Source organism: Streptococcus oralis, assembly GCF_023109195.1.
Classification (GTDB): domain Bacteria; phylum Bacillota; class Bacilli; order Lactobacillales; family Streptococcaceae; genus Streptococcus; species Streptococcus oralis_BV.
In genome coordinates, this window is sequence record NZ_JALDUB010000001.1 from 401,761 (window position 1) to 415,658 (window position 13,898).

The 13,898-nt window shown below is 39.4% G+C and carries 12 protein-coding genes and 1 pseudogene; all 13 read left to right on the forward strand.

From position 1 onward, the window contains the following. The first annotated feature begins 78 nt into the window (after window positions 1–78). The 13 genes and pseudogenes from M1F65_RS01955 to M1F65_RS02010 all read left to right on the forward strand — a co-directional run bounded on the left by M1F65_RS01955 (window position 79) and on the right by M1F65_RS02010 (window position 13,832). Window positions 79–1,359 (forward strand): O-acetylhomoserine aminocarboxypropyltransferase/cysteine synthase family protein, encoded by a 1,281-nt coding sequence (locus M1F65_RS01955; protein ID WP_084881772.1) that lies wholly within the window; start codon window positions 79–81, stop codon window positions 1,357–1,359. 94 nt (window positions 1,360–1,453) lie between these two features. Beyond that, a complete protein-coding gene (locus M1F65_RS01960) occupies window positions 1,454–2,728 on the forward strand; it encodes a DUF2130 domain-containing protein (RefSeq protein WP_247925357.1) in 1,275 nt (424 codons plus the stop codon). An 11-nt stretch (window positions 2,729–2,739) separates the two neighbouring features. Next, entirely contained in the window at window positions 2,740–5,925 is a 3,186-nt protein-coding gene (locus M1F65_RS01965; protein WP_049479363.1) for a hypothetical protein, read from the forward strand. Window positions 5,926–5,946: 21 nt separating this feature from the next. Further along, window positions 5,947–6,028: pseudogene (locus M1F65_RS10085) on the forward strand (DUF2130 domain-containing protein); the annotation flags it as partial. Window positions 6,029–6,037: 9 nt separating this feature from the next. After that, entirely contained in the window at window positions 6,038–6,916 is an 879-nt protein-coding gene (truB, locus tag M1F65_RS01970) for a tRNA pseudouridine(55) synthase TruB (protein ID WP_247925358.1), read from the forward strand. A gap of 111 nt (window positions 6,917–7,027) precedes the next feature. After that, a complete protein-coding gene (udk, locus tag M1F65_RS01975) occupies window positions 7,028–7,666 on the forward strand; it encodes a uridine kinase (RefSeq protein WP_009730252.1) in 639 nt (212 codons plus the stop codon). Window positions 7,667–7,794: 128 nt separating this feature from the next. Beyond that, on the forward strand, window positions 7,795–9,135 hold the full coding sequence (gene xseA / locus M1F65_RS01980; protein ID WP_084944568.1) for an exodeoxyribonuclease VII large subunit: 1,341 nt from the start codon (window positions 7,795–7,797) through the stop codon (window positions 9,133–9,135). After that, the gene (locus tag M1F65_RS01985; RefSeq protein ID WP_084944567.1) at window positions 9,113–9,325 is read left to right on the forward strand and encodes an exodeoxyribonuclease VII small subunit; all 213 of its coding nucleotides are present in this window, start codon (window positions 9,113–9,115) and stop codon (window positions 9,323–9,325) included. The genes xseA and M1F65_RS01985 overlap by 23 nt, the downstream gene beginning before the upstream one ends. Further along, the gene (locus M1F65_RS01990; RefSeq protein ID WP_084944566.1) at window positions 9,322–10,197 is read left to right on the forward strand and encodes a polyprenyl synthetase family protein; all 876 of its coding nucleotides are present in this window, start codon (window positions 9,322–9,324) and stop codon (window positions 10,195–10,197) included. Before M1F65_RS01985 ends, M1F65_RS01990 begins: the two co-directional genes overlap by 4 nt. Then, on the forward strand, window positions 10,190–11,005 hold the full coding sequence (locus M1F65_RS01995) for a TlyA family RNA methyltransferase (protein WP_084944565.1): 816 nt from the start codon (window positions 10,190–10,192) through the stop codon (window positions 11,003–11,005). The genes M1F65_RS01990 and M1F65_RS01995 overlap by 8 nt, the downstream gene beginning before the upstream one ends. After that, the gene (locus M1F65_RS02000) at window positions 10,998–11,429 is read left to right on the forward strand and encodes an arginine repressor (protein WP_247925359.1); all 432 of its coding nucleotides are present in this window, start codon (window positions 10,998–11,000) and stop codon (window positions 11,427–11,429) included. The genes M1F65_RS01995 and M1F65_RS02000 overlap by 8 nt, the downstream gene beginning before the upstream one ends. A 6-nt stretch (window positions 11,430–11,435) precedes the next feature. Beyond that, the gene (recN, locus tag M1F65_RS02005; RefSeq protein WP_247925360.1) at window positions 11,436–13,103 is read left to right on the forward strand and encodes a DNA repair protein RecN; all 1,668 of its coding nucleotides are present in this window, start codon (window positions 11,436–11,438) and stop codon (window positions 13,101–13,103) included. Beyond that, window positions 13,104–13,832, forward strand: coding sequence for a metallophosphoesterase family protein (locus tag M1F65_RS02010; RefSeq protein WP_000133347.1), 729 nt, complete (start codon window positions 13,104–13,106; stop codon window positions 13,830–13,832). Window positions 13,833–13,898: the final 66 nt, after the last annotated feature.

The following is a 13,898-nucleotide window of genomic DNA, read 5'->3' on the forward strand; positions in this document are numbered from 1 at the left end:
AATATAGAAAAACGGTATTGGAAAAGACTAGCCCAAGATGATACAATATCCCTAATGAAGCTATTTGGAGGTCGTCATATGACTCGTGATTTTAAATTTGAAACTCTACAATTACATGCTGGGCAAGTAGTTGATCCAGCGACCAAGTCTCGTGCAGTACCGATTTATCAAACAACATCCTTTGTTTTTGATGACACGCAAGAAGGTGCCGATTTGTTTGCCTTGAGAAAACCAGGGAACATTTATACTCGTATTACCAACCCTACAACAGCGGCATTTGAAGAAAGAATCGCTGCTCTTGAAGGTGGTGTTGGAGCACTAGCGACAGCATCAGGAATGGCTGCTGTAACCTACACTATTTTGGCGCTTGCTCACGCAGGTGACCATGTGGTAGCGGCGTCAACTATTTACGGTGGGACCTTCAACCTCTTGAAGGAAACCCTTCCTCGTTATGGGATCACAACTACTTTTGTGGATGTGGATAATTTGGAAGAAGTAGAAGCAGCTATCAATGACAATACCAAGCTTGTCTTGATTGAAACCTTGGGGAATCCCTTGATTAACATTCCTGACTTGGAAAAATTGGCTGAGATTGCTCATAAACACCAGATTCCTCTCGTTTCGGACAATACTTTTGCCACACCATATTTGATTAACGTCTTCTCTCACGGTGTAGATATTGCCATTCACTCAGCAACTAAGTTTATTGGTGGACATGGTACGACTATTGGAGGAGTGATTGTCGATAGTGGTCGTTTTGACTGGGCAGCTTCAGGGAAGTTCCCTCAATTTGTTGAGGAAGACCCAAGTTACCATAACTTGAGCTATACTCGTGATGTGGGTGCAGCAGCCTTTATTATCGCTGTTCGTGTTCAATTGCTCCGTGATACAGGTGCTGCCTTGTCGCCATTTAATGCCTTTCTCTTGCTTCAAGGGCTTGAAACTCTCTCTCTTCGTGTTGAACGCCATGTGCAAAATGCAGAGAAAATTGTTGATTTCCTTGTCAATCATCCTAAGGTAGAGAAGGTAAATTATCCAAAACTTGCTGACAGTCCTTACCATGCCTTGGCTGAGAAATATTTGCCAAAAGGTGTTGGTTCAATCTTTACCTTCCATGTTAAAGGCGGAGAGGCAGAAGCTCGCAAGGTTATTGATAATTTGGAAATCTTCTCTGACCTTGCAAACGTGGCAGATGCCAAATCTCTTGTTGTCCATCCTGCGACAACCACTCACGGTCAGTTGTCAGAAAAAGATCTAGAAGCAGCAGGTGTCATACCAAACCAAATCCGCTTGTCGATCGGTCTTGAAAATGTAGAGGATTTGATTGAAGATTTGCGTTTGGCCTTGGAAAAAATTTAAAGTAACAGATATAAACAGTGGGTTTCGACTCGCTGTTTTTGATTTTCCCTAAGGCATGATATAATGGTTACAGAAGTCTAGAAAGAGGAAAGTTATGAACGAAATCAAATGTCCCAACTGTGGGGAAGTCTTTACAGTAAATGAGAGCCAGTATGCCGAACTTTTATCCCAAGTGAGAACTGTTGAGTTTGATAAGGAATTGCACGATCGCATGAAGCAGGAGCTGGCCTTGGCTGAGCAAAAGGCCATGAATGAGCAACAGTCTAAACTGGCTCAGAAGGACCAAGAAATTGCGCAATTGCAGAGTCAAATCCAAAACTTTGATACAGAGAAAGAGTTAGCTAAGAAAGAAGTTGAGCAGACAAGTCACCAGGCCTTATTAGCAAAGGACAAGGAAGTACAGGCCTTGGAAAACCAATTGGCTACATTGCGTTTAGAGCATGAAAATCAACTGCAAAAGACTCTCTCTGATTTAGAAAGAGAGCGTGATCAGGTTAAAAACCAGCTCCTCTTGCAGGAAAAGGAAAATGAGTTATCTTTGGCTTCTGTTAAGCAAAATTACGAAGCTCAGCTCAAGGCAGCCAGTGAACAGGTCGAGTTTTACAAGAATTTTAAAGCTCAACAATCCACAAAAGCTATCGGTGAAAGCCTGGAACAGTATGCAGAGAGTGAGTTTAACAAGGTTCGTAGTTTTGCCTTTCCAAATGCCTACTTTGAGAAGGATAACCAGCTCTCTGCGCGTGGATCTAAGGGAGATTTTATCTTCCGTGAATGCGATGAAAATGGCATTGAAATCATTTCCATCATGTTTGAGATGAAAAATGAAGCGGACGGGACAGAAAAGAAGCATAAGAATGCAGATTTTTATAAGGAATTGGACAAGGACCGTCGGGAGAAAAATTGTGAATATGCAGTTTTAGTGACCATGCTTGAGGCAGATAATGACTACTTTAACACTGGAATTGTTGACGTCAGCCACGAGTATGAAAAGATGTATGTGGTTCGTCCCCAGTTCTTTATCCAGCTGATTGGTCTCTTGCGAAATGCGGCGCTTAATTCCCTAAAATACAAACAAGAGTTGGCCTTGGTTCGAGAGCAAAATATCGATATTACACATTTTGAGGAAGATTTGGATGCCTTTAAACTAGCCTTTGCCAAGAACTACAATTCGGCTTCAACTAACTTTGGTAAAGCCATCGACGAAATTGATAAGGCCATCAAACGCATGGAAGAGGTTAAGAAATTCCTAACCACATCCGAAAACCAACTCCGCCTCGCCAATAACAAATTGGAAGATGTTTCAGTCAAAAAATTGACCCGAAAAAATCCAACTATGAAAGCGAAATTTGAAGCGCTGAAGGGGGAGTGAGGAAATAAGTTATGGAAGATAATCTTAATTATGAAAATTTGATAGATGATGTAACCGAGGCTATAAAAAAGTTAAACTTAGTAATTTTTATTGGCGCAGGAGTTTCAATTGCTCAAGGTTATCCTAATTGGAACAATTATATTGAACACCTTATTAAGTATTGGCAAGGACAAGTTTTATCGGTAAGTGGTGAAAAAAGGCTTGGAAGAGAACATCACGTAGTTTTTGATTTAATTAGCAAATCTAGTATTAGTAATAAACGTAAAGTGGATCTTGTAAACTATGAATTAAAAAAAGTTTTTGGTGAAGATTTTGAAAAGCGACGACTAGATTTTGAAAAAGGATATTTTAAAAATCTATTACCATATTCAATAGTTAATCAAACAGTAGAATCTTTAGCAAGTTTGAATGCAGTATTTATTACTTCTAACTACGACTATGAAATTGAAAATCATATAAAACGTTTAAAAAATTCTGTAGTTACTATTAATGATCTCAATGAATTTACTAAGAACAAGAATGGGAAGCTACAATTTGGTGATGTTCTACATATCCATGGAACACCAGATTGTGATGTAAAGTATTTTGTAAGTTCATCCGCAGATTATTCAAAAACCTATTTAAAAAATAGGGAAAATTTTGAAAATCTAGTAACATGGTTTAAAGAGACAAAACCTACTGTTTTATTTATTGGAGCAGGTCTTGAAGAAGATGAAATTTTATCTTTACTTTGTAAAGATAGTAAGAACTATGCCTTGATGAAGTCAGAGAACACAGGTAATCAGAGAGCTGATGAACATTATAGAGGTGTTGTTGAAGGATTTTTTAGCTCAGAAAATCATACTCAGATTATTTGGTACGGAGATGAATTTGAGAAATTACCTCTTTTTGTAAAAAAATTAGTTGCTGATATTAATGAAAAATTGGGCACACATGATTTTTATAATCAGTGGAACAATCTTTTGAATCCTTCTATAAATCAAGAAGAGTATAATAAGAATCTAGATAGTATTTCTAATGATTTTAAGTATCTAAGCTCTGTTTTAGATAAGGTTATTGAAAATGATAATAATCAACTAGATCAGCTAATGTTAAATGCTCTGCTTCGGGGTGAAACTCTAACAGTAATTAAAAAAAGTTTTGTCCTTGCATTTTGGAAGTTTATTGTTAAGAATATTGAAAAGTTAAGTGATAATGAGTGGGATGTGATTTATCTAATAATTTATGAAGGCTCTCAAAATTACTTTATAGATGATGTATTCTTTGTCTATAATTATGCGATAGATAATAAAATTTCTAGTTTTACAAATAATAATAAGCTTAATGAACTGAGAGAAATTATATCCAAAGATGGATATATCGTTAATTCTAACTTTAATAAAGATAAAACTCTTTTGGGTTACTGGCTAGTAAGTACTTTTGAACAGCAAAATCGTGATTTATATATAGAGGAAGATAGTGAAGTAGAAGTTAACTTAAATTACGAATGTGTTAACAAATTAATGTCCATACTAAATAATCCAGAATTTTTAAGTTATAATTACTACTCTATAGAGTATCAATTAAAAGAGTATGATGTTGTTAAATTTCTTTATGATCTTCTAAAGTCCAAAAAATTATTTATTGAAGAGGAAGAGTTTTTAGAAAGTGATTCTGAAGACTTAATAAGTACTATATTAATTCAAAAATTGCTTGTTCAATTGGATAATGAAATTAATTTGGATTTAGAATTTATCAAGAGGTTAATTGATAAAATTGATTTTTCAAATATTTACTTTGGAGAGGAATTAAACACTTTTATCAAAGAACACAGAAGTATTATTAGAGAAAAAAATATTGAAATACCAAAAAAACCTTATAGAAATTGGATATCTTCACTAGAAGGAGGTTTTGTTTCACAATTTTCATATTTAACTCAAGAAAATCTTGTAGAGTATGATGAATCTAGAGTATTAGAGATATTAGTCAACGCCGAAAAGGAACAAAGAGGTTCTTCATTTTTGGAAGAAAAGACGATAAATGAAACGGAAAATTTCTTGATTACTGTTCTAAAAGAATCAAATGAAATATCTAAAAAGGTTTCTGATTTATTGAAAAATCATATAGATGACTTATATCCAAAATATAAGAGATTATATGTAAAAATTATCAGTTCTCCTGAAATAGAAGAAAATTTGAGAAATATTGTTAGAGGAAAATATTTAAAAAGATTTAACAAAGAAAGTTTTGATTCTAACGATCGGAAATTTTTTGAATATCATATAAAACAACAAAATACGGATATAGATATTTTTGAAAAATTACTTAGTATCAATGTGAATGAACTCTCAACACCAAAAGGTGATAATAAACAATTAGATATACTTCATTTTATAAATAGTGAAATGGGATCATATTTTCAATGTTTAATATCATTATTTATAAATCATTCAAGTTATAGAGATGTAATTATTCAAATAATAAATTCAGTAACAGATACCGATTATAGGGAGTTTGCTCAAGGTATTTTATTAAATGAATACAATCCAAACAGAATCAATGTAACTTACAACACCTTTTTAGGATTTGCGTATTATCATTCTACAATTACTGTCGAAGCTGCGGATGTTTTCACAGATGTAGTAAGGGATATTCTAAACAAAAAAATTGAGGACAATCAAATTCTTGATAGAGTTTATCTAGTTGCTTTAGAGAGGGTAGATCCAACTATTGATTCGTTTTCTATATCAAAGAATAACTATAGTCAAATGATAAATATCATTTTTACAGAAGACTATGAATTTAGATATTCTAAAGAATGGTTGCGAGCATTATTCAAATCTGACTCAAGTGCGAACTATCTGGTGACAATTTTTTATTTATTATATAATGAAAATCTTAAAGAAAATAGATTTGCTTTATTCATAGAGGAATTAAGTGATTATGTAACAACTTATAATCAGAAATTATCTTTACGAGGGATGAATTATAAATTAAATCATGAAGAATTTAACAATTTTGATTTGTTGAAAAAAATGTTTCTGAAATTAATGGAGACTGATAAAATAGAGAATGATATTTTCTATCTAGATGGCATCAAAAGTATACTCCCATTATTATCTTTAGATGAAAGACGAAATGTATTACAACATATTCAAAAACAGAACAATTGTCCTCCTCCAGAGATTGAGGAATTACAAAGAATTATAGTTAATTAAAATTTGTAAAAAAGAGAATAAAAGGTAGACGACGCCTCAGTAAAAATTGACTCGTAAGAACCCAACCATGAAAGCGAAATTCGAAGCACTGAAGGGGGAGTAGAAAGCAAAAATGAACGGTATTATCAACTTAAAAAAAGAAGCGGGGATGACTTCGCATGACGCGGTTTTTAAACTGCGTAAGATTTTGGGAACCAAGAAAATTGGTCATGGTGGGACCTTGGATCCAGATGTGGTGGGTGTTTTGCCCATTGCGGTTGGCAAGGCGACCCGCATGGTCGAATTTATGCAGGATGAGGGTAAGGTCTATGAGGGGGAAATCACTCTTGGTTATTCAACGACGACTGAGGATGCCAGCGGAGAAGTGGTCGCAGAGACACCCGTTTTGTCTCCCTTGGATGAAACCATTGTCGATGAAGCGATTGCGAGGCTGACTGGGCCTATCACTCAGATTCCACCGATGTACTCGGCTGTCAAGGTCAATGGTCGCAAGCTCTATGAGTATGCGCGTGCTGGTCAGGAAGTGGAGCGTCCAGAACGTCAGGTGACCATTTATCAATTTGAGCGGACAAGTCCGATTTCTTATGAGAGCGAACTTGCGCGTTTTACCTTTCGTGTGAAATGCAGTAAGGGGTCTTATATCCGTACCTTGTCTGTTGACTTGGGAGAGAAGCTGGGTTATGCGGCCCATATGTCCCATTTGACACGGACGAGTGCAGCCGGTTTGCAGCTAGAAGATGCTCTTACCTTGGACGAAATTGCTGCAAAAGTGGAGACTGGTCAGTTGGACTTTCTCCATCCTCTAGAGATTGGAACGGGGGATCTTGTTAAAGTTACCCTAACTCCAGAACAAGCTACAGAAGTGCGCTTTGGTCGTTTTATTGAGCTTGATCAGTCAGATAAGGAATTAGCTGCCTTTGAAGGAGATACATTGCTAGCCATTCTAGAAAAACGAGACAATTTCTACAAACCAAGGAAGGTTTTGGGCTAGTCTAACTGGAGTGTGGGGATGGATTTGTTTCCCCTAGACTATCCAAATCAGACTATAAATTTTGCAAAAAATGTGATAGAATAGACCACGGATAAAAAAACGGAGGATAGCATGCAAAATAGACCAATCATTATCGGAGTGACAGGTGGTTCTGGTGGTGGTAAAACCAGTGTTTCTAGGGCCATTTTATCGCACTTTCCTGATGAAAAGATTTCCATGATTGAGCACGATTCATACTACAAGGATCAGTCTCACTTGACCTTTGAAGAGCGTGTCAAAACCAACTACGACCATCCATTTGCCTTTGATACAGACTTGATGATCGAGCAGATTAAGGAATTGTTGGCAGGACGTCCGGTGGACATTCCAACTTATGACTATACAGAGCATACGCGGAGTAGCAAGACCTATCGTCAGGAGCCTCAGGATGTCTTTATCGTTGAGGGGATTCTGGTCTTGGAGGACAAGCGTCTGCGCGATTTGATGGATATCAAGATTTTTGTGGATACAGATGATGATGTGCGTATTATTCGTCGTATCAAGCGTGATATGGAGGAGCGTGGCCGTAGTCTAGACAGCGTTATTGAGCAGTATTTGGGCGTGGTCAAACCCATGTACCACCAGTTTATCGAGCCGACCAAGCGTTATGCCGATATCGTCATTCCTGAGGGAGTCAGCAATACCGTTGCTATAGACCTTTTGACGACAAAAATTGCAAAGATTTTGGAAGAAGCACGAAACAGTAAATAATTAGATGAGGAGGCCTTGCCTCCTTTTTCTATTTTTCCTTTAGTTTCAGTAGGAAAAAGGTGATTTTTAAGCATGTTTTTGGTATAATAATACCCATGGAAAAGCAAGAAAATGAATAGTAGGTGGAGATGGAAAAGTATTTATCGGTAACAACTTTGACCAAGTATCTGAAAATGAAATTCGATAAAGACCCTTACTTGGAACGGGTCTATTTAACTGGTCAAGTTTCCAACTTTCGTAAACGACCTACTCACCAATATTTCTCCTTGAAAGATGACCATGCAGTTATTCAAGCAACCATCTGGTCAGGGATTTATCAAAAATTAGGTTTCGACCTGGAAGAAGGAATGAAGATCAATGTAATTGGGCGTGTGCAGGTCTATGAACCAAGCGGTAGCTACTCTATCATCATTGAAAAAGCTGAACCTGATGGGGTTGGGGCGCTAGCGATTCAGTTTGAACAACTTAAGAAAAAATTGACGGAAGAAGGTCTATTTCAAGAGAGATTCAAGCAACCTCTTCCCCAGTTTGCTAAGCGAATCGGTGTGGTAACCAGTCGCAGTGGAGCTGTTATTCGAGATATTATCACAACCGTCAGTAGACGTTTTCCTGGTGTCGATATCCTTCTCTATCCAACCAAGGTGCAAGGAGATGGAGCTGCTGAGGAAATAGCTCGGAATATTGCGCGTGCCAATCAACGTGAGGACCTAGATGTCCTCATCATTGGTCGTGGTGGGGGTTCCATCGAGGATCTCTGGGCTTTTAACGAAGAGATCGTGGTACGGGCTATTTTTGAATCTCGTTTGCCAGTTATTTCTAGTGTTGGGCATGAGACGGATGTGACCTTGGCAGACTTTGTGGCCGATCGTCGTGCTGCGACGCCAACAGCTGCGGCTGAATTGGCAACGCCTGTGACCAAGTTGGATCTTTTGACCCATTTGCAAAATCAGGAAAAACGGATGGCAACAGCAGTCCGAAATGTCCTATCTAAGAAACAAGAAGCTTTGAAAAAATGCAGTCAGTCAGTCATCTTTAGACAGCCAGAGCGCTTGTACGATGGATATTTGCAACGGTTGGATCAACTGCAACTGCGATTAAAACAAAGTTTGCGAACACGGATTTCTGATAGCAAACATTTAGTCCAAGCAAGGACACACCAATTGGTGCAATTATCACCTGTTCCCAAAATCCAACGCTATCAGGATCGGCTTGCTCAGTTGGACAAGCTCCTCCGTAGCCAAATAGCTCTGGTTTATGATGCCAAGGTTGCTGAGGTCAAGCGACTCTCGGAAGCTCTTCTGATGCTGGATACGAGCCGAATTGTGGCGCGTGGCTATGCTATTGTCAAAAAAGAAGAGTCCGTTGTGGATTCGGTTGAGAGTTTGAAGAAAAATGACCAAGTGACGCTTTTAATGCGAGATGGTCAAGTAGAATTAGAGGTTAAAGATGTCAAAACAAAAGAAATTTGAGGATAATCTAGCAGAACTTGAGTCCATTGTCCAAAGTTTAGAAAATGGCGAAATCGCTCTAGAAGATGCGATTGCGGCCTTTCAAAAGGGCATGGTTTTGTCAAAAGAGCTCCAAGCGACGCTGGACAAGGCTGAAAAGACCTTGGTCAAGGTCATGCAAGAAGACGGAACAGAAAGTGATTTTGAATGAAGAAGCAAGAAAAATTAGCTCTTGTTGAGTCGGCTTTGGAAAATTTTTATGGAGACCAGCAGTTTGCCTCTAGTTTGCGAGAGTCCGTTCTTTATTCCATTCATGCTGGTGGCAAGAGAATTCGGCCTTTTCTCTTGTTAGAAGTTCTGGAAGCCTTGCAAGTCGCTATTAGACCAGCGCATGCACAGGTAGCTGCGGCCTTGGAAATGATTCATACAGGGAGCTTGATTCACGATGATCTTCCTGCCATGGATGATGATGATTACCGTCGGGGACGCTTGACCAATCACAAGAAATTTGGCGAAGCAATGGCAATATTGGCAGGAGATGCCTTGTTCCTAGATCCCTATGCCTTGATCGCGCAGGCAGATTTGCCAAGTCGGATTAAGGTGAATTTGATTGCCAACTTATCCCTTGCTTCAGGTAGTCTAGGCATGGTGGCAGGTCAGGTTTTAGATATGGAAGGCGAACACCAGCATTTGTCTTTGGAAGAACTCCAGACCATTCATGCCAATAAAACTGGAAAATTACTAGCCTATCCTTTCCAAGCCGCCGCTATCATAGCTGAATTAGAACCAGAAATCCAAGTAAAACTGAAAACTGTGGGTGAATTGATTGGGCTTGCCTTTCAAGTTCGAGATGATGTACTGGATGTGACAGCTAGTTTTGAGGAAATCGGCAAGACACCGCAAAAGGATTTACAGGCAGAAAAGTCGACCTATCCAGCCTTGTTGGGCTTGGAAAAGGCCATTGCCTTTTGTAACCAAACTCTGAATCAAGCCGAGGCTAAATTAGAAGAAATTGCCCAGCAGGTTCCCTTTGAAACAGCACCGATTGTGAAAATAGTAGAAGGTTTGAGAATCAATGGCTAAGGAAAGAGTGGATGTACTAGCTTATAAACAGGGCTTGTTTGAAACGCGAGAACAGGCCAAGCGCGGTGTCATGGCTGGACTAGTCGTAGCAGTCCTTAATGGAGAACGCTTTGATAAACCAGGAGAAAAAATCCCAGATGATACTGAACTAAAACTCAAGGGTGAAAAACTCAAGTATGTCAGTCGAGGTGGTCTAAAACTAGAGAAGGCCTTGGAGGTCTTTGATTTGTCAGTCGAGGGAGCAACCACGATTGATATTGGGGCTTCCACTGGAGGATTTACTGATGTCATGTTGCAAAATGGTGCTGAGTTAGTCTTTGCAGTCGATGTCGGTACCAATCAGTTAGCATGGAAACTGCGCCAAGATTCTCGGGTTGTTAGCATGGAGCAGTTTAATTTCCGCTATGCTGAAAAGACTGATTTTGAGCAGGAACCAAGCTTTGCCAGTATTGATGTGAGTTTCATTTCCCTCAGTCTGATTTTGCCTGCTTTGCATCGTGTCTTGGCTGATCAAGGTCAGGTGGTGGCACTTGTCAAACCCCAGTTTGAAGCAGGTCGTGAGCAGATTGGGAAAAATGGAATCATTCGAGATGCTAAGGTTCATCAAACTGTCCTTGAATCTGTCACTGCTATGGCAGTTGAACAAGGTTTTTCAGTGCTTGGATTAGACTATTCACCAATCCAAGGTGGACATGGAAACATCGAATTTCTGGTATATTTGAAAAAGGAAGAGGGAGCAAGTAACCAAGTTGCCCCTGAAATAGAAAAAGTTGTAGAGAGAGCACATAGAGAATTTAAAGATGAATAAAAAAGAGAGACTTGAAAAAATTAGAAGATTTGTTACGGATTATCAAATCGGGACTCAGGAAGAAATTGTTGAGCATTTGAAGGAAGCAGGTATTTCTGCTACTCAAGCCACTGTCTCAAGGGACATCAAGGAGCTTGGGATTGTTAAAATTCCTTTGAAGAACAACACCTATATCTATGAGTTGCCAAAATCAATCGTCAAAAGTTTGCAGTTGGCTGAGGACAATATTGTGAGTTCTGAGTTAATGGGAAATATGATCAACCTTGCTGTCATTCCTGGAAATACTATTTTTGTGAAGAGTCAGTTGGTTGAGGCATTCTCTGAACAGATTTTTAGCTGTCTAGCTGATGATGATTCTATCTTAATTGTAGCTAGAACAGCAGAGGAAGCTGAAGAAATTGTTGAACAAGTCAAAAAATGGTAGGTCAGTATGTTACTTGAAATTTCGATAAAAAACTTTGCCATTATTGAGGCGATTTCCCTCAATTTTGAAAAGGGTATGACTGTTTTGACCGGGGAAACGGGTGCCGGAAAGTCTATCATTATCGACGCTATGAATCTCATGTTGGGGGCTCGTGCAACGACAGACGTTATTCGTCACGGTGAGCCAAAAGCAGAGATTGAGGGGCTTTTCTCAGTTGAAAATAGTCGCCTTTTACAGGAACTTTTTGATGAGCAAGGTTTAGAATTGGGTGATGAGATCATCATCCGGCGTGAAATTCTGCAAAATGGTCGTAGTGTTAGTCGCGTGAATGGCCAGATGGTCAATCTTTCTGTCTTGCGTGCCATTGGGCAACACCTTGTGGATATCCATGGTCAGCATGACCAAGAGGAGTTAATGCGTCCTCAACTGCACATCCAGATGTTGGATGAGTTTGGTGATGCTGCTTTCTTGGACTTGAAGGAGACCTATCAGACGAGCTTTGATGCCTATCGCAAAATGCGCAAGCAGGTTTTGGAAGTCAAGAAAAATCAGCAGGAACATAAGGCTCGTATTGAGATGTTGGAATTTCAAATGGCAGAGATTGAGGCAGCGAACTTACATGCTGGTGAAGACTTGGCTCTCAACCAAGAACGAGATAAACTCCTCAATCATAAGAATATTGCGGATACGCTAACCAATGCCTACAGTATGCTGGACAATGAGGAATTCTCCAGTCTTGCTAATGTCCGTTCAGCCATGAATGACATGGAAAGTGTTGAAGAATACGACCCTGAATACCGTGAAATTTCAAGTTCTCTGTCTGAGACCTACTATGTTTTAGAAGATATTACAAAGCGTTTGGAAGATATTATTGAGGACTTGGATTTTGATGGCAATCGTCTCATGCAGGTTGAAAATCGCTTAGACCTTATAAATACTATTACACGCAAGTACGGTGGAACTGTGGACGATGTTTTGCTTTATTTTGCCAAGATTACGGAAGAGTACAATCTCTTGACTGGAAATAATCTTTCTTCCGAAGATATGGAAGCAGAACTCAAGAAATTGGAAGTTAATCTTGTTGATTTGGCAGGTCAGCTTGCATCTGCTCGCCATGATTTGGCCCAGCAGCTTGAGGCAGAGATTAAACAAGAACTGCAAGATCTCTATATGGAGAAGGCTCAATTTCAGGTTCGCTTTAGTAAGAGTAAGTTCAGCCGTGAAGGAAATGAAGCAGTCGAATTTTACATTTCCACCAACCCAGGTGAGGACTTTAAGCCTTTGGTCAAAGTTGCATCTGGTGGGGAATTATCCCGCCTCATGCTAGCTATTAAATCCGCCTTTTCTCGCAAAGAAGGTAAGACTAGTATTGTCTTTGATGAGGTGGATACGGGAGTTTCAGGTCGTGTGGCCCAAGCCATTGCTCAAAAGATTCATAAGATTGGTCAGCATGGTCAGGTTCTTGCTATTTCTCACCTTCCACAAGTGATTGCCATCGCGGATTATCAATTCTTTATTGAGAAGATTAGCGATGAGCACTCAACGGTGTCGACGGTTCGCCTTTTGACTTTAGAAGAGCGAGTAGAGGAAGTAGCTAAGATGTTGGCTGGGGAAAATGTAACCGAAGCTGCCCTTACCCAAGCCAGAGAATTATTGCAAACGAGGATGAAATAAATGACAGACTATTATGTAATTGGAGATGTTCACGGAAAGGCAGGTATGCTAGAAGATCTGCTCAAGACCTGGGATGGTCAAACTCAGTTGCTCTTTCTAGGGGATTTGATTGACCGAGGTGAAGACAGTCGCCGTGTTCTAGAGATGGTCAAAGACTTGGTCGACAATCAAGGAGCTATTTGTTTATCAGGTAACCATGAGTATATGTTTCTGACTTGGCTTGATGACCCAGAAGAAAGCTATGACCATTATCGTCGCAATGGTGGTGATACAACCATTAACTCAATTTTAGGTCGTCCCTTGGATGCACCAGTTGATGGCGTAGAAGATGCCAAGCGTGTTGCGACTGAAGCGGCAGACTTGGTCGAATTTATTCGTCAAATGCCATTTGTGGTAGAGACAGACAAATATATCTTTGTTCACGCAGGTATTGATTTGACCTTGGATGATTGGCATGAAACGACTGATTACAAGAAAGTCTGGCTCAGAAAGCCATTCCACGAAGCCGAAAATCATACTGGGAAAATCATTGTCTTTGGGCATACACCAGTTTATGGTTTGCTAAAGCAAGACCGAGGTACTGCTGAGCTTTGGATGACAGAAGATGGCAAGATTGGCATGGATGGAGGAGCTGTTTATGGTGGTGTCCTTCATGGAATCGTCTTTACAGACCAAGGAATGACCGAACACCACTTTATCGAAAATGATGGTTTTATTGCCGAAGATTAGTACTCCTAGCAGGGTATGGTCTTGTCAAAATGTTAAAAACAATTTATAATTAATAGATACCCTGAA